This is a genomic window from Lysinibacillus sp. OF-1 (assembly GCF_028356935.1).
In the GTDB taxonomy this organism is placed as follows: domain Bacteria; phylum Bacillota; class Bacilli; order Bacillales_A; family Planococcaceae; genus Lysinibacillus; species Lysinibacillus fusiformis_D.
In genome coordinates this window covers 3,802,195-3,818,514 of the sequence record NZ_CP102798.1, presented here as the reverse complement: position 1 = coordinate 3,818,514, position 16,320 = coordinate 3,802,195, and the positions used below count along the sequence as shown (strand labels likewise).

General features: G+C 34.7%; 15 protein-coding genes and 1 other RNA gene. 9 read left to right on the top strand and 7 right to left on the bottom strand.

The genetic code is table 11. The features are described from left to right. The first annotated feature begins 3 nt into the window (after positions 1–3). The 8 genes from NV349_RS18670 to ssrA all read left to right on the top strand — a co-directional run bounded on the left by NV349_RS18670 (position 4) and on the right by ssrA (position 8,388). Positions 4–489: a TRAP transporter small permease gene (locus NV349_RS18670; RefSeq protein WP_036116766.1), complete on the top strand. Its 486-nt coding sequence runs from the start codon at positions 4–6 to the stop codon at positions 487–489. Beyond that, positions 486–1,766, top strand: coding sequence for a TRAP transporter large permease (locus NV349_RS18665; RefSeq protein ID WP_036116764.1), 1,281 nt, complete (start codon positions 486–488; stop codon positions 1,764–1,766). Before NV349_RS18670 ends, NV349_RS18665 begins: the two co-directional genes overlap by 4 nt. Positions 1,767–2,041: 275 nt before the next feature. After that, the gene (locus NV349_RS18660) at positions 2,042–3,232 is read left to right on the top strand and encodes an MFS transporter (RefSeq protein WP_271910883.1); all 1,191 of its coding nucleotides are present in this window, start codon (positions 2,042–2,044) and stop codon (positions 3,230–3,232) included. Between the two features lie 212 nt (positions 3,233–3,444). Continuing rightward, positions 3,445–3,672: a preprotein translocase subunit SecG gene (gene secG, locus NV349_RS18655; protein ID WP_036116760.1), complete on the top strand. Its 228-nt coding sequence runs from the start codon at positions 3,445–3,447 to the stop codon at positions 3,670–3,672. A gap of 190 nt (positions 3,673–3,862) precedes the next feature. Further along, positions 3,863–4,609, top strand: coding sequence for an alpha/beta hydrolase (locus NV349_RS18650; RefSeq protein WP_036116758.1), 747 nt, complete (start codon positions 3,863–3,865; stop codon positions 4,607–4,609). Between the two features lie 37 nt (positions 4,610–4,646). After that, on the top strand, positions 4,647–7,115 hold the full coding sequence (rnr, locus tag NV349_RS18645; RefSeq protein ID WP_271910882.1) for a ribonuclease R: 2,469 nt from the start codon (positions 4,647–4,649) through the stop codon (positions 7,113–7,115). Between the two features lie 70 nt (positions 7,116–7,185). Beyond that, on the top strand, positions 7,186–7,653 hold the full coding sequence (smpB, locus tag NV349_RS18640; RefSeq protein WP_271910881.1) for an SsrA-binding protein SmpB: 468 nt from the start codon (positions 7,186–7,188) through the stop codon (positions 7,651–7,653). A 379-nt stretch (positions 7,654–8,032) separates the two neighbouring features. After that, positions 8,033–8,388: a transfer-messenger RNA gene (gene ssrA / locus NV349_RS18635) on the top strand. A 134-nt stretch (positions 8,389–8,522) separates the two neighbouring features. Here ssrA and NV349_RS18630 read toward each other — a convergent pair. The 4 genes from NV349_RS18630 to NV349_RS18615 form a co-directional block, all read right to left on the bottom strand. Next, on the bottom strand, positions 8,523–9,689 hold the full coding sequence (locus NV349_RS18630; protein ID WP_271910880.1) for a site-specific integrase: 1,167 nt from the start codon (positions 9,687–9,689) through the stop codon (positions 8,523–8,525). A 106-nt stretch (positions 9,690–9,795) separates the two neighbouring features. Beyond that, positions 9,796–10,032 carry a helix-turn-helix domain-containing protein gene (locus tag NV349_RS18625; RefSeq protein WP_271910879.1) on the bottom strand — a complete coding sequence of 79 codons (237 nt, stop codon included), beginning with the start codon at positions 10,030–10,032 and terminating at the stop codon, positions 9,796–9,798. 14 nt (positions 10,033–10,046) lie between these two features. After that, positions 10,047–11,558: a DNA primase family protein gene (locus NV349_RS18620; protein ID WP_271910878.1), complete on the bottom strand. Its 1,512-nt coding sequence runs from the start codon at positions 11,556–11,558 to the stop codon at positions 10,047–10,049. Next, positions 11,548–12,114 (bottom strand): hypothetical protein, encoded by a 567-nt coding sequence (locus tag NV349_RS18615; protein ID WP_271910877.1) that lies wholly within the window; start codon positions 12,112–12,114, stop codon positions 11,548–11,550. Before NV349_RS18615 ends, NV349_RS18620 begins: the two co-directional genes overlap by 11 nt. 164 nt (positions 12,115–12,278) lie before the next feature. On the opposite strand from NV349_RS18615, the gene NV349_RS18610 reads away from it, so the two are divergent. Continuing rightward, a complete protein-coding gene (locus NV349_RS18610) occupies positions 12,279–13,526 on the top strand; it encodes a hypothetical protein (protein WP_271910876.1) in 1,248 nt (415 codons plus the stop codon). Between the two features lie 91 nt (positions 13,527–13,617). Here the strand turns inward: NV349_RS18610 and NV349_RS18605 are convergent, their stop codons facing one another. The 3 genes from NV349_RS18605 to NV349_RS18595 all read right to left on the bottom strand — a co-directional run bounded on the left by NV349_RS18605 (position 13,618) and on the right by NV349_RS18595 (position 16,318). Next, positions 13,618–14,094 (bottom strand): JAB domain-containing protein, encoded by a 477-nt coding sequence (locus tag NV349_RS18605; protein ID WP_271910875.1) that lies wholly within the window; start codon positions 14,092–14,094, stop codon positions 13,618–13,620. Positions 14,095–14,414: 320 nt separating this feature from the next. Further along, on the bottom strand, positions 14,415–15,092 hold the full coding sequence (locus tag NV349_RS18600) for a serine/threonine protein kinase (RefSeq protein ID WP_271910874.1): 678 nt from the start codon (positions 15,090–15,092) through the stop codon (positions 14,415–14,417). A 641-nt stretch (positions 15,093–15,733) separates the two neighbouring features. Next, entirely contained in the window at positions 15,734–16,318 is a 585-nt protein-coding gene (locus NV349_RS18595) for a lecithin retinol acyltransferase family protein (RefSeq protein WP_271910873.1), read from the bottom strand. Between the last annotated feature and the right edge of the window lie 2 nt (positions 16,319–16,320).

Sequence of the window (16,320 nt, the reverse complement as noted above, 5' to 3'; positions counted from 1 at the left end):
TAGATGGCGAAAATTAGTCAAGTTATTACTAAAATCGAAGAACTACTGATGATCATTTTAATGGCTGCGCTTGCTATCTTAATGATATTTGCGGTTATTTTTCGTTATTTCTTTAAAGATCCCATCCCTTGGGCTGGTGAAGTTTCGATTTTCTTATTAATATGGACTTCGTTTATTGGAGGAAGCTGGGGTCTGAAATATGGTACTCAGGCTTCAGTTACATTTTTATATGATGCTGTATCTAAGCGTAGTAAAAGGATTTTTAAAATTGTTCAGGATTGCATGATGATTGCGTTCTTATTTATATTAATCTATTACGCTTACAAATGGATGATGAATCCTGCCATGTTGCTACAAAAATCGAGCTCCTTACAATTACCAATGTGGATTCCTTATAGTGCAGTATTTATAGGATTAATTTTTGCAGCAATTCATCTTCTTTCACATTTAATTGACACACTTAAAAATAGAGAAGGAGAAAATACATGACTTATATTGTACTCGTTATTTTCTTTCTTTTACTTATCATTGGTATTCCCATCTCAATGGTGCTTGGTATTACTACAGTTATTTATTTCATCTTAAATGGTCAGGTGACATTATTAGATTCTACACCATTACGTATGTATTCAGGGCTTGAAAATTTTGGCCTATTAGCGATTCCGTTATTCATGTTAATGGGTGAAATTATGAATGAGGGCGGTATTACAACGAGGCTTGTTCAATTTGCTCGTGTCCTTTTTGGGCATTTTAGGGGAGGGCTGGCCTATGTGACAGTTATTGCTAATATGTTTTTAGCATCGATTCTAGGTTCAGCAAATGCTCAAGCTGCAATGATGAGTAAAGTAATGGTACCGCAAATGGAGAAGGAAGGCTATAAACGTGAATTCGCAGCGTCTATAACATTAGCATCTTCTATTATCGCACCTATTATTCCACCAAGTATGATTTTCATTATTTACGGTACGTTATCAAGTACATCTGTTGGCGCTCTATTTATGGCTGGGATTCTCCCAGGGATTATTTATGGTCTTGTTTTTATTTTAGTTATTTCTTATATGGGCTATAAACAACAATTCCCGAAAAGTGAACGGGCTTCGTGGGCAGATATTCGAAGCAAGTCATTAAAAGTAATCCCAGCACTATTAATACCCATTACAATTGTTGTAGGTATTCTAACAGGTGTATTTACAGCAACAGAATCTGCTGCTATCGCTTGTTTACTAGCAGTAATTGTCGGTTTATTTGTCTATAGAGAGTTAAATATCAAAAAGCTCCCTAAAATGCTAATCAATACGGTGACAAATACAGCTACAGTAACATATTTAATTATTATGGCCAATATTTTTGGATGGATGATTGCTTTTGAACGAATTCCACAATTGTTAGTAGAAAATATGTTAAACATTACAGAAAGTCCATGGGTATTCTTATTATTAGTGAATTTAGCATTGTTACTAATCGGCATGATACTAGATGGAATTGCCGCATTAATTATTCTAGTACCTGTCATGATGCCACTCGTAATAGCATTTAATATTGACCCGGTGCATTTTGGAGTCATCATTTGTATTAACTTAACGTTAGGCTTATTAACACCGCCAGTAGGGACAGGACTTTTCATCGTATCATCGATGGCAAAAGTGAAGTTTGAAACGCTAGTAAAGAGTGTTTTTCCTTTTATTGTTATTTCCTTTATCGTGCTACTATTCCTAACATATATTCCAGACCTTGTATTATTCGTACCAAGATGGTTGGGGATGTAGGGAGTAGCAGGTACGTTAATTAGGAGAATATTAGGTTATCTTATGGTTGCTTTTATAGTCAATTAATATATGATACTACATTTTTTTAGTTATTTGTGGAGGAGGATGCACGACTTCTGCTTGCCCTGAAAACGAGCATCCCGTAGCGGAAACCAACCACAACTTTAATAGTAATAGTTAAAGTAGGCTAATCACAACACACTTGAAAAAATCGACCACTGTATTAGGTGGAAATGAATTGGCTCATCGAGCGTAAAAGGTGGTTTTGATGGATTATGCAACAGATGAAACTTATTGCAATGTGGATCATCATTGCTCAATTTTTAACTGCCTTTGTTGGGAGAAGCATTAGTCCTCTAATGTTCTATATTAGTGCAGACTTATCATTGAATAAAGGGCAGTTAGGATTTCTTCCAACTGCTCTTTTTATTGGTCAATTTATAGCAACATTGCTAGTTGGCTATTTAGCAGATCGATTGAGTACCCGTAAAATAATGGTTTGTTTGATGATTATTGTTGGAACAGGCTTTTTAAGCTTTGCTTGGATAGACAATTATACGTTGGCCTTAGTATTTGTTGTACTAGCAGGGATGGGTTATGGAGGAATGCATCCTGTTACAAATCGTTTCCTTATGAACATACTTCCAGTAAATCAAGTTTCATTGCTAATGGGGTTAAAACAGATGTCTATTACGCTAGGTTCAGCAGGCTCGAGTGTTGTCCTGATTCCATTAGTAGCTTTCATTGGTTGGCGTTATACATTGTCTGTAGCGGCAGTAGTATTATTAATGTTTAGTTTCATAATGCCTTTTGTATTAAAAACAAAAGAAGATTCACAAACTGAGATAGCTACTAAATTGCCTTTACGTCAGCAGTTACGCATTTTCCTTCATTCAAAATGGCTCTTTTTTACGAATAGCTCAGCATTCATCTTAATGGGTATTCAAATGACATTTAACACCTACATTATATTATTTTTATATGAAATAAAGGACTGGCCCATTTATAGTGCTGGCATATGCTTGGCTATTTCTGAAATTAGTGGGGCAAGTGGGCGAGTGTTGTGGGGGATTATTAGTGATAAATTTTTTAATAAAAATCGATGGGCTGTATTATTAATCATTACTATACTAAGCGCAAATGGGATAATCCTTATGTATTTTACCTATTCCACCTTTTTTATAGTGATGTGTATAGCAATTATAGGTTTTTCTCTTGCGGGCTTTAATGGTATATGGATGACGCTAGCTGTTGAAAGTGTAGAAAAATCTATGAGTGGTTTTGCAAGTGGGTTTAGTATAATGGTGGCATCCATAGGTGTATTTTTAATTCCACCGGTTTTTGGTTCACTTGTGGAATATTGGGGTTATTTCGTAGGTGGGATTTTTTTAATTAGTCTATTTGCCTGCTGTGCCATATTCATGGTAATAGCACTATTTACTGTCAAGAAAGTCCAACCATCATAGCTGATAGTCACCACGTTGAATACAGTACCACAAGAGCATGTATACTAACTGCGACCTGACCATACGAGGAAATTGGGAAAATTCAAAATTCAAGATTCTAGTAAATTTTCAATAGAGCTTGTAAATGATTTCATCATGAAAGTTGTCACATAATCCACTTTTTGTTATACTAAAAGGTGTTGTGATGTTTCAAAGTTCGGGAGGTGCAGTGAATGCATACAGTAGTATTAGTTTCATTAGTTATCGTATCATTAGCGTTGATCGTTGTGGTATTACTTCAATCTAGTAAAAGTGCAGGCTTATCAGGTGCCATCTCGGGTGGAGCTGAGCAACTATTTGGAAAGCAAAAAGCACGTGGTATGGATTTAATCCTTCACCGTGCAACAATTGTGTTAGCTATACTATTTTTCATTTTAGCAGTTGCTATTACAAAAATCTAATAGTTGAAGATATATCGCCTAACCAAATTGGTTGGGCGTTTTCTTTTATCAAAACTAAATGGTAAATTCTCTCTCCATAGCAAAAATTGAATTGTAATTTGCGATCCAGCTTGTTATTCGCTAGACATAATCGAGATAGCTATAATGGGTATAGTATGGATGAGTGTTTTAGGATGAAGGAGTGCTTACAATGAACAAATCATTATCACAGCCATTTTTCTTTCAAGCAGGACCACGTGCCGTATTATTATTACACGGCTTTACTGGTAGCTCTGCAGATGTACGAATGCTTGGTAGATTTTTAGAGAAAAAAGGGTATACTACTTTGGCACCTCACTATAAAGGTCACGGTGTGGAACCAGAAGAACTAATCACAACAGGTCCAGCAGACTGGTGGCAGGATGTCGTTGCCGCCTACAAACAGTTACAGGATGCTGGCTATCAAGAAATTGCTGTCGCTGGTCTTTCATTAGGCGGTGTGATGGCACTAAACGTGGCATTAAATAATCCTGTTAAAGGAATTGTCACAATGTGCGCCCCTATGACAATGCGTACAACAGACATTATGTTTGAGGGTGTCTTGAAATATGCAAGGGATTATAAAAAGTTCTTAGGAAAACAAGATGAGCAAATTGAAGCAGAAGTAGCACTCATTGCTGAAAAAGGGATGCCATCTCTACAGGAGCTACGTGAATTTATTGCCCGTACACGACAAGAAATTGACATGATTTATGCGCCTATTTTTGTCATACAAGCTACAAATGATGAAGTAATAGAGACAGAATCTGCCAACATTATATATAATCAAACTGAGTCACTTGAAAAGCATATCAAGTGGTATGAAAACTCAAAACATGTTATTACATTGGATCAAGAAAAAGATCAATTACATGAAGATATTTATCGCTTTTTAGAAAGCCTAAATTGGGCACAATAATTATAAATAGGATTTTCTCATGAAGGAGGGAATATGTATGAAAGACCAAAAAGATACACTACAAAGTCGTTTACTCGATTTTTTCAACAAAGATGATTATAAACCATTAACTGTCGGTGAAATCGAGGATGAATTCGGTTTTGAGGATGCTGAGGAGTTCAAGGAGCTTGTCAAAACCCTTGTCCGTATGGAAGGGCAAGGCTTAGTTGTGCGTTCTCGCTCCAATCGTTATGGTCTACCAGAGCGTATGAATTTGCTAAGAGGTAAATTTATCGGACATGCGAAGGGCTTCGGTTTTGTGACACCTGATGTCGAGGGCATGGATGATGTATTCATTCCACCGCATGAAATTAATGGTGCGATTAATGGAGACATCGTTTTAATTCGTGTCTTAAAAGAATCATTTGGGGACCGACGAGAAGGGACTGTCACAAAGGTCGTCGAGCGTGGTCAAACAAGCTTTGTCGGCACATTCCAGGCTAATCGAGGCTTTGGCTTTGTTGTCTTAGACGATAAAAAGCTACCGATGGATATCTTTATCGCAAAGGGAGACACATTAGGAGCTGTTGACGGTCATAAGGTTGTTGTTGAGGTTGCGACATGGCCAGAGGATTTAAAATCCGCAACAGGCTATATTACCAAAATTTTAGGGCATAAAAATGATCCAGGTGTGGATATTTTATCAATCTTATATAAGCACGACATTCCACCTGAATTCCCAGACGAAGTCATCGCAGCTGCTCAACGCGTCCCAGATGAAATTACAGAGGCAGATTTAGTAGGTCGTCGTGATTTGCGACATGAAACGATCGTGACAATTGATGGTGCAGACGCAAAAGACTTGGATGATGCGGTAACCGTAACGAAAAATGTAGATGGTACTTACAAGCTTGGCGTACATATTGCAGACGTTAGTTACTATGTTACGCAAGGCTCAGTCATTGACATCGAAGCTTATGACCGTGCAACAAGTGTTTATTTAACAGACCGTGTAATCCCAATGATTCCACATCGTCTATCAAACGGTATTTGTTCATTAAATCCACAAGTTGACCGTCTAACATTATCCTGTGAAATGATTATTGATGGGAATGGTAATGTCATTTCACACGAAATTTTCCAAAGTGTCATTAAAACGACAGAGCGTATGACATATAAGGACGTTTACATGATTTTAGAGGAGCAGGATGAGGCACTAATCGAACGCTACGAGCCACTTGTGCCAATGTTTAAAAATATGGCTGAGCTATCTGGTATATTACGTCGTAAACGTGAAACACGAGGGGCGATTGACTTTGACTTTAAAGAATCCAAAGTCCTTGTCAATGAAGAAGGCTGGCCAGTTGATATTGAATTACGTGAACGTACAGTAGCGGAGAAGCTAATTGAGGATTTCATGCTTGCTGCCAATGAAACAGTTGCAGAGCACTTCCACTGGATGAATGTACCGTTCCTATACCGTATTCACGAAGATCCAAAGCCTGAAAAGCTCCAACGCTTCTTTGAATTTGTTACGAACTTCGGTATTTTAATTAAAGGTACTGGTAATACAGTGCATCCGAAGGCACTGCAAGATGTTTTAAAAGCCATTGATGGTATGCCAGAGGAGCCCGTTATTTCAACAATGCTACTACGCTCGATGCAACAGGCAAAATATTATCCTGAAAGCCTTGGTCACTTTGGCTTATCAACGGATTTCTATACACACTTCACATCACCAATTCGTCGTTATCCAGACTTAATCGTACATCGTTTAATTCGTACGTATATAATTAATAAGGATACTTCTAGAGAAACGATTGCACAGTGGAGTATGGCAATGGATGAAATTGCTGACCATACTTCTGAGCGTGAACGTCGTGCTGTTGATGCAGAACGTGATACGGACGCTCTGAAAAAAGCACAGTACATGTCTGATAAAATTGGCGAGGAATTCGAAGGGATCGTTTCATCCATTACAAACTTCGGTATTTTCGTGGAGCTGCCAAACACAATCGAAGGACTTGTTCACATCAGTAATATGACAGATGATTACTACCGCTTCGATGATCGTCAAATGATTATGATTGGTGAACGAACAAATCGTCAATTCCGTATTGGTGATGAAGTGACAGTCCGTGTTGCCAATGTCATTATTGAGGAGTCATCCATTGACTTTGAAATCGTTGGAATGGTAACTTCATATGGACGAACACGTAAAGCAGCTCCTACTGTCATCCATGCACGTAAAAATTATAGTGATAACAAGGGTGGACGCAGTCAACGAAGCACACGCAGCGACGAAGAAAAAGGCGGACGCGGTGGCAACCGTAGAGGCGGTCGCCAAGAGGATGACCGTGGAAGTCGTAGCGCCAAGCAAGGTGAACGTCGTGAAAGCGATCGTGACCCGCGTGGTCGCCGCAAAGAAGACTCAAGCCCAGGTCCTAAAAAACGCGTGAAACAAAAGCAAAAGTTCTATGAGGGCATTGCAAAGAAAAACAAAAAGAAAAAATCAAAACGTAAATAAGCATTAGCGAAAGTGTCCTAAGTAAGGATGCTTTCGCTAATGCTCAACCTTTAAGTAGAGGGTGAAGAATATGGCAAAAGGTTCTGGAAAAGTATTAGCACAAAACAAAAAAGCTGGACATGATTACTTTATTGAGGAAACAATCGAAGCAGGCATGGTCCTAACCGGCACAGAAATCAAATCCATCCGTGCAGGCAAGGCCCAACTAAAGGACTCCTATGTCCGAATCACCAATGGCGAAGCATGGATTAGCAACATGCATGTCAGCCCCTTCGATCAAGGCAACCGTTTCAATCACGACCCACTACGCGCCCGCAAGCTGCTGCTCCATAAAAAGCAAATCGGCGAGCTAGTCGGTGCCGTAAAACGTGACGGTTACACAATTGTTCCATTGAAAATGTACATCAAAGACGGCTATGCCAAGCTTTTAATCGGCATCGGCAAAGGGAAAAAAGACTACGATAAACGTAACGACATGCGCAAAAAAGAAGCCAAACGCGAAATGGAACGTACCTTCAAATCAAAAAATCAATATTAATAGATTTCGAGAAAGCTCACCTTGTTGTTGGTGAGCTTTTTTAGGTGTTGATGCTGGGCGAGGCGGATAGAACAGCGAAAGTGACGGATAGAGATTGAAAAGTGGTGGATAGAAAAGCGAAAGCGATGGATAGAGATTGAAAAGTGGTGGATAGAACAACAAAAGTGATGGATAGAAAGCCCAATCTAGCGGATATACTAGGTATTTAAGCCAATTTTTTATACAATAGCGGGATACTTGAACTATCGCTAGTTTTGTTTTATAATATGTATTACTGATTGCCAGATTTCATGGAAGCGTACTTTAAGCTCCCACCGTACTAGAAGCAATTCTAGCTCTTTGTTTGAACGAAGCCCAACCGCTTCGATTCATATATCAAGGGGACGTTACGGATTCGACAGGGATGGTTCAAGCTTTAGTCGCGCGTCGGAGGGCTCGGCTCCGTCATCAACGACAGTTATATAATAACTGGCAAACAACAAAACTTAGCTTTCGCAGCGTAAGCTCGTAAGCGCTCTGCCTCTCTATCGCCCATGTAGAGAACGTGGGGCCCAACTTTAGTGGGATACGGTCGATGGTACCACCTGAGTCATCGGCAAGAGATTTCCAGGTTAGCGTACAGGACGCCTGTTTGTCGGCATAATGTTACGTGAATCCTAAATAGGCAAACTACACGCGTAGAAGCTGAAGTATTGGAGTCTTTGGACGCGGGTTCGACTCCCGCCGTCTCCATTTTTTAGAAATCATAGGATTTCACAGAGTGTCAAAACCCTTGATAATACAGGGTTTTGGCACTTTTTTAATTTCATCCAATTTCATCTGTTTTCATTCATATCTAGTCAATTTCTAGTCAAAACTCAGTCGGAAATTTAACCTTCTAAATAGCTCACAAACTTCTGTATAGCTCCTTCTTTGGCCTTTTTTGTGACGTGTGTATAAATGTCTAATGTAGTTTTTACGTCAGAATGGCCAAGTCGATCTTGAACTTCTTTAATGCTTGCACCTGCTTCAAATAGCAGAGAGCAGTGCGTATGGCGTAAACCATGTGGTGACACTTTCTTCAAAGTGTATTTGTTTTGGACACTATACATCCACTTCTGAACTTGACTAGGCTGGATAAAATCGTTTTTTGTATTATTAAACATCAATTGATTTTTCTTCAGTGTATTGATGCCTAACTGAATATATTGCTGCTTTTGAATCTTATTCCATTCTTTCAAGATCGATAAAGTTGTTTCATCTAATTTGATCGTACGAGGTTTACCAGTCTTGGTAGTCTTCAAATAAAGCTGTGTTTGTTTCCCGCGTCCGATGGCTTTATTAATAGTTATCTCACTTTCCACAAAGTTCACATCATTCCATGTTAAAGCTAATGCCTCGCTTTTACGCATACCTGTATATGCAATCAAACGGAATAGCGCATATGCTTTATAGTTAAGGTGATCCTTTGCTTTCTCTAAAAATGAAATTAACTCTTCCTTTGTATAAAAGTTTTCATTTTCATCTTTAGCACTCTCGGTAAATGCTTTCTTAATTTTTGTCTCAACATGAATGAAGGGATTCGTTTGAATAAAGCCATGCACAATAGCAAAATCTAATACCTTTTTAGCGTAAGACTTAATCGTACGAGCTTTTTTAACTTTTGAAGCCCATTCATTGTAATGTTTTTGACAAATAGAAATCGTAATTTTCTCGATACGATAACTACCCATAGAAGGTAAGATATGATTTTTAAAGTAGCCGACTGTTTTAACAAATGTACTTTCTTCTACAGTTTTTTCGTATTGAGAGATCCAAAGATCGTATACTTCCTGATATGTCTCTGTACTTTTTTGTTTGTATGTGCCTTCGGAGACTTGAAGTTTGATACGTGCTAAAGCAAGTTCAGCTTCTTTTTTCGTTTTAAAACCTCTACGGGTAGTACTGCGAGCTTTACCTGTAAGCTCGTCTACACCTAAATAAACTTGGAATTTATATAACATTTTTCCATCTTTGTTTTCATAACTTTTGATGGGTGAAGAATTATTTTTTGTCATAGTGCTCCTCCTAGTATCGTTGCGGGGGCAAGATATAAAGAGAGGATTAATCCTCACAGTTATAATATATAATTTAACTGGGGAAAAATCCTCTCACAGTGCCTGATTAATAGCTGTATTCTTCTAAAAAACGGTCGATTTCCTTTCTTGAAACTCGTTTGATGCCGTCAATTTCACATATTTTTAAGCCCATGTTACGAAACTTGATAAAGGTATTGTAGGAGACGCCGACATATTTTGCTGCTAAATTAATAGATAACCATTCATTTGTTATTGTTTGGGACAGAATGTCATTGAGCATAGATATAATTTCTTTATAAAGGTCTTGATCAAAATTATGCATCTAATCTTCCTTTCTTATTGTTCATCTCTTAGATCTATTCCTAAATATCCGTTTTTGTTATCATCATCTAGTCTGAATTTTTTAAAAATTATGTTTGGCAATGCTTTTAAATACCGATGAAATTCATTATTGCTAGCTGCCAAAACATTATGATCTTCACAGAAGGAAAAATATGCATTTTCTAAATCGGATTTATAAATCTTACTTGAAATAGAGAATTTACAGCGTGTATTTATAAACTGTTCTATAGTATTACTTTGGATTTTATAATTTTGCAAAGCACGTACATTTTTTGGAGAATTTGTGAATTGATAATTGTTGGAAATTAATCTGATAAGTCCTTCTAGTGCCCAATTAGCGATATAGATATAATCGATTTCATTTATTAATTTGTTGAAAAGAGTAGGATCTTGTTTTTCTTTTGGAATTTGATTTTCGAATGGAATAATAAGTAAACGGTCACTAAAAGCATTTGATTTATCAATGTTTTTTATTTCAGGAAGATGATTCCCAGCAAAAACTAAAGCGGATCGATTAATAAAGGAGGTAGGTTGATCATATAAAGCTTTTGACATAATTTTATCCCCTCCTGATAATTTTTTAAGACTGTCGAGCCTTTTTAACGATATTTCGCTTACTTCACCACAAGTATTTAATTTTTTTGATAATAATCGATTTAAATATTCTTTTTGATTTAATTCATCTAAACTTAAGTTTGTACAAAAATCATTGCCAATTAAGTGCTCTAGTAATTTTAAAATAATAGATTTCCCGGAGTCCTTTGGTCCAATTAAGAAACAAATAATCTTTATATCCCTTATCTCTGAAATTACATATCCAAAAAATTCTTGAATGCGTTGGTAGAGTTTGTTATCAGCATCACAAATGTCTCTCATGAATTGTTCAAAATAAATACTATGATTTATATTTGGCTTATAATTTGCATTTAATGTAGAACGAATATTGAAGTTAGCAGATAATTCATAAAGTATATTATTTTTAAGGTTAAAAATCCCGTTAGAAAAGGCAATTAAATTTCTATTATCTATGAGATCAAATTCCTGTAATTGAATTGAACATTCAGCTTTAATCCAACTAACAATCTCTTTTATATTTCTGGAATTTATATTTGGTTTCATTTGGTTAGGTGCTCTTTTTCTGAAAAACAAATCTGCACTTTCATTAGTAAGGGGAATATAATATCCCCTTATTTCGTCCCATACGTGTAAGACATCTTCAAATACTTTGAAAATAAACAAATCTTCAAATTTCTTGGCTAATGAGAAGATTGACTCTTTTTGTATTTTAGAAACTGAATTAATATTTTTATCATCGATAGAAGATTCCACAATTTGTCGAGCCATTAAGACTTTATTGCTAGCAAGCTTTTCAGAATTTAATAAATCAAAGGTAATAGAGTTCTTTAAGTTACTCGCAAGTTTAGTTTTATCTATTAAAGGTTTGGTTACTTTAAAGTTTGTTGTCACTTTATTTTTATGATCAAATAATGAAGATTCATTCTTCATCGAATCCCACATCCTTAATTTGTTGCTTATCTTCTAAATATTGTAGAATGTGATAAGTAATTATTTTTAAGGGATTCATACTTTCATCGCTTACATAATAAAGGTGCTCATATCTTGTTTCACTTTGAGCTTGGTCACGATAAATAATGCTTAAGCAATTATCTTTACCATATTGCCAATAGATATATATTTTTTCATTATCAGATAATAATGTGTCTTTATCGATATAATAATTTTTTTCAGGCGTATTCACATACAATTTTGGGTTATCATTTTTTCTATCATCAGATGCAATAATCACTTTAAAATTTTCGTTGTTATTAGATAAAAATTTCTTCTGATCTAAGTGGCCTAAAATTATTATTTCATTTTTATATTCCATTAGAATAATTCCGCAATTTAATGGTAAAGGGTTGTCGCTATAGCCAAATAAGTGAGATTTTTTTATTCCAATTTGAATAGCAAAATTATTTTGTTCACTGTGTTCTTTTGGTTCACCTTCTTTTAAATAATCAATAAATTTCTTTAGTTTGCTAGTAAATTTTTCATTGTTCATAGTATTCACTCCTAAATGATATTTGAGTTATGGCTCAGAATTAATACTACGAAATTCGGAATTAGTAAACAGTATTTCATTTTGAAAGTTTTTTTTCATTTTGAAAACTGAAATCAAATATATAAAAGAGTAAAATAAGTAAGTTTAAGGAGGAATTAATTAAGATGGTAAATTACCTTAAAGATTTAATGGACATCGAGAAAGGATCATTATTAAATATTGAGTTTATGGACGAAGGAAATAAGTTTAAAATAAATTCTTTTAATAAAAAAATAGAAGAATATCTTTATAATTTATTACGGGAAGAAGATAAAGAAGATATACAAGATTTTTATCAGTATTTAAAAGATGATTTAGTTATGGAGCTTTTGTATGATGCTGTACAAAATATAATCGTATTTTTTAGTAAATCAACTAACAAAAAAAAGTTCAAAGATCTATCATCCGAATTTTTCTTTAAGAATTCAGAGGAATTCAACTTATTTCTTAATGAGATTAGTTTGGATGAAAATGTAAAAGACCTTTTCTATTTGGTGTCTATTGATATTTACGATTTATTTCCAAAAATTCTTTTTCCTTGGTACGTATATGCATTAAGTAAAACTATAGAAAGTAAAATCAAATTTGGTGAAAAGATATCGAAACCAATAGATCAACGTAGGTTACGCTTACATAATTTACAAAATAGTCATTTAGAAAAATCTGAAGAAGGACGTTCATATTTCGAAAATTACATAAAAAATTTACGAAAAACTAACAATAAAAAGATAAATAAATCTTTATGCTTACTTGCTTTTAATAAGGTAACGAATTTATTCGATTTAAATTCAATGATGGGAATATATGAGTATTCGTCTGTGAAGTATAAATTTGATATGACAATTGATAATAATGACCAATTAAAAAGTGTAATAAGATCAAATTTTAATTTATGTGCTCATTTAATACATTTTTCAGGCATGAAAACCCGGTGCCATTTATTTGAGACTTATGAAACTAAATTTTTAAAATTTGAAGATAACTTATTTTGTAGTACTAAAATTTTTGAGATGTTAAAAAATACGATGAAAGAAAAAATTATAGAGGAATTTGATGTGAAATCTCAAATAAATATTCCATCCGAAATACAAAAAGATTATTTTTTCTTTTATATGCTACAAAATGAAGAACTGTACATAGACTTATATAATGATGATACTGATGACATTGTTCAGTTTAACTGGAACCCTTTTATTTATAAAATTGGATATGAGACTTTATACGATACGAAACAAAATAAATTAGATGTATTGAAAGAACAGGAAGAACAGGAAGAACAGGTGCAGCAAGAACAACAAGAACGTTTAATTTTTAAAAATGGTCGTGTATTACTTAATGATAAATATAGATGGAAAAAATTCAGTCGAAGATAAATCGATCGACTGAATCTTTTAGTCTTTATATGTTAATAGATTTTGTGTAAGTGGTACCTTGTTAAAATCTATGTTCAATTTTGAATAGTAATTAAACATAACCTTTCTCTTTCAGTGAAGTAAAAGAATCCGTACAAATTATCAGGTGGTCTAATAAATCAATCCCTAAAATCTTTCCTGCGTCTTTCAAGCGTTCAGTTACTTCGATATCTTCTGGGCTTGGAGTAGCAATATCACTTGGATGATTATGTCCGACGATAATTGAAGCAGAATTGCTAAGTAATGCAGATTTCAACACCTCGCGTGGATGAACAATACTAGCATTCAAGCTGCCGATGTGAACAACTTGAATACATGTCGGTTGATTTTTAGTGTCTAAACATAAAACTACAAAATGTTCACGATCAGCATCACCAATAAATTCCTTCATTAGTGTGTAGGCATCATGTGGGGAACGAATTTTTCTCTCTTTGTAAAGTAATGATTTTTCACGAACTAGTTTCACTTGGACGATTTGTACACGTTTAGCCGATCTAATATTAGGTGTAAAATCAATTGCTTGGTTCATTTTGATTTCCTCCAATTTATATAAAGTAGAATAATAATTATTCAAGAGAATAATATATAATCAAAATTTTTAATAATACGTTATTTAGTTAAAAAAATTAAATAAATTCCTTTTTGGGGAAATAAAGAAGATGAAAGTATTTATTTGAAGAATATAAACTTCCCTCTTAAGTGCCGATACAAAGAATGCTGAAAACACAAGCAACACATCTTCATTTGACCTGCAATCACACACTGTTGAATATGTGCATTAGCATTACGTTAAACTGAAATTTACATAAATAAAGCGTTAATCCTTTAATTGGATTAACGCCTCGTTTATTAATCTTTCATTATTAATTCTTGAACAATATTTTTTATATATTGTTCAAAAGTATCTCCATTCATTTTATTATGTCGAGCATCATAAGTTCTCGGATTATGATTATAGGCTGAGAATTTCGGGAAAATTACATAATCACCGCCGTTGTTTGCCCGTATTACAATTCGGGCAGTATCCGGAAGGGGAATTTCACGGCCATTTTCGTCGTGACCTAAGTGATTTTCATCCCAGTAAAATCTCTCTTTATAGTTTCCTTGTTCAACTTCAAGTAATTCTTCACCTAAAAACTTTAATTCATCATCGTCCTCAAAAGAAATCCCCTCATATACCCCGCTATGTGGAAATGGCGTAGTATTTAAACGATAATACCACCACTGAGGATCATCGCCTATTGGATGGAAGGTAAGAGATTCTGGATTAACGATTTTAGCAGTACCATCTAAATTTAATTCTACTAATCCCTTCTCAAAGGATGGACGTGCACCTATTAAATCCAAACCTCCGCCAGAAGGCATAAACATATGATTTGAGGCTTTACTAGTCCCAATTGTATTTAATGTACTGATAATTTGGTTTATATTGGTAATACTCACACTATCAGCTGAATTATCAAACAGCTTTAATGCTGTTTCTTTCCATAATTTTAGTTGTTCAGACACTTCTGCATTATTTGGCAATATTATTTCCCCCATCTATTAGTCTATAAATCCATTATACTAATTTTATAATAATTATGAAAATTATTACTCCGTATCCATTTTTAAAAAGTAGGATTAAGGTTGTATCAATTTATTAGAAGTAACAAAATCATTCTGGTGACTGGATGATTTTGTTGCTAGGTTAAACTACTAAAGTAAATTAACCACAACTCATTCTTACCCTAGTTTAGCTTTTCTTATCAATCTCCATTTTTCAATAGGTGCCTCTGTTTCATTGCATGATGCAGGGCATAAGTAAGATTAAACGAGCCCTTATTTTCTAATTGTAAATAGCAATTATTCAACAAGAAAAATATTACTTCCAAGTCTTCAATGTTAATGGCATATAGGCCATTCTCTGATATAGATACTATAGGAATATACTCTTAATCCACTGTTTTTATAGTCTTGAATATAGGCTCCCCATTCTTTTTTTTATAGGTGTTTTTCCATAAAAAAAATCCACATGTAGTATGTAAGGAGATTATCTCATGGGTTATTTATAAATGGCAGGTGGGAATATTTGAAGCTTACATAGAAAGGACTCGAGTATTTAATTAAATTCGAGTCCTTTGCTGTATAAATTTTTACATAGTTTAATATCGGGTATGCATGTTTATTTATTCTTCACCATTCAATACCCATCTTACAAAATGCTCGCAGTTGTTAAAGATCAAGTTATACTTTCTTTCGCCTAATTTTGAATAAGCGCGGGCAATTACTTGGTCTTTTGTAAAAAGGCGAGGTGTATCTAATATGTGAATGTCAGCTCCTTTAGCAAAACTCACAATAGACTCTGTTTTTACGATAAAGTCTTGATAATGGATGACCTCACATCCATCTATTGATAAAGCGTGATGGGAATATCCAAATCGGTTTACTTTTAAATGCTGCGCACGTTTTATTTTACTATCTTTTTCTAGTTTGTTATCCTGTACCAACTTTTTCATGATCTTTTTCAATTGTAAATCGGGATTAAATGGTCCTATCGAAGGGTCAGGAAAATGTTCTTTTGCATTTCTAAAAGTAGTTATAGCACGATCAACTTTCTCTATCGAATTACCGAAAACAGGGACTTCTCTTTTCCAATCTGAAATGATGTCACGTTTTGTTTTAGCTGCAAGCTCCTTCACATCACTCACTAGTTCTTTATTTGCCGCGGATATGCATTCAAAACAATTATTTAGATCTTCAAAAAATCCCACAA

Bases quoted from the DNA above. Each gene is read 5' to 3' on its own strand.
- secG (WP_036116760.1), top strand. From the start codon at position 3,445: ATGCATACAGTAGTATTAGTTTCATTAGTTATCGTATCATTAGCGTTG.
- NV349_RS18625 (WP_271910879.1), bottom strand. From the start codon at position 10,032: ATGCATAATTTTGATCAAGACCTTTATAAAGAAATTATATCTATGCTC.
- NV349_RS18620 (WP_271910878.1), bottom strand. From the start codon at position 11,558: ATGAAGAATGAATCTTCATTATTTGATCATAAAAATAAAGTGACAACA.
- smpB (WP_271910881.1), top strand. From the start codon at position 7,186: ATGGCAAAAGGTTCTGGAAAAGTATTAGCACAAAACAAAAAAGCTGGA.
- NV349_RS18610 (WP_271910876.1), top strand. From the start codon at position 12,279: ATGGTAAATTACCTTAAAGATTTAATGGACATCGAGAAAGGATCATTA.
- NV349_RS18650 (WP_036116758.1), top strand. From the start codon at position 3,863: ATGAACAAATCATTATCACAGCCATTTTTCTTTCAAGCAGGACCACGT.
- NV349_RS18630 (WP_271910880.1), bottom strand. From the start codon at position 9,689: ATGACAAAAAATAATTCTTCACCCATCAAAAGTTATGAAAACAAAGAT.
- rnr (WP_271910882.1), top strand. From the start codon at position 4,647: ATGAAAGACCAAAAAGATACACTACAAAGTCGTTTACTCGATTTTTTC.
- NV349_RS18660 (WP_271910883.1), top strand. From the start codon at position 2,042: ATGCAACAGATGAAACTTATTGCAATGTGGATCATCATTGCTCAATTT.
- NV349_RS18605 (WP_271910875.1), bottom strand. From the start codon at position 14,094: ATGAACCAAGCAATTGATTTTACACCTAATATTAGATCGGCTAAACGT.
- NV349_RS18615 (WP_271910877.1), bottom strand. From the start codon at position 12,114: ATGAACAATGAAAAATTTACTAGCAAACTAAAGAAATTTATTGATTAT.
- NV349_RS18665 (WP_036116764.1), top strand. From the start codon at position 486: ATGACTTATATTGTACTCGTTATTTTCTTTCTTTTACTTATCATTGGT.
- NV349_RS18670 (WP_036116766.1), top strand. From the start codon at position 4: ATGGCGAAAATTAGTCAAGTTATTACTAAAATCGAAGAACTACTGATG.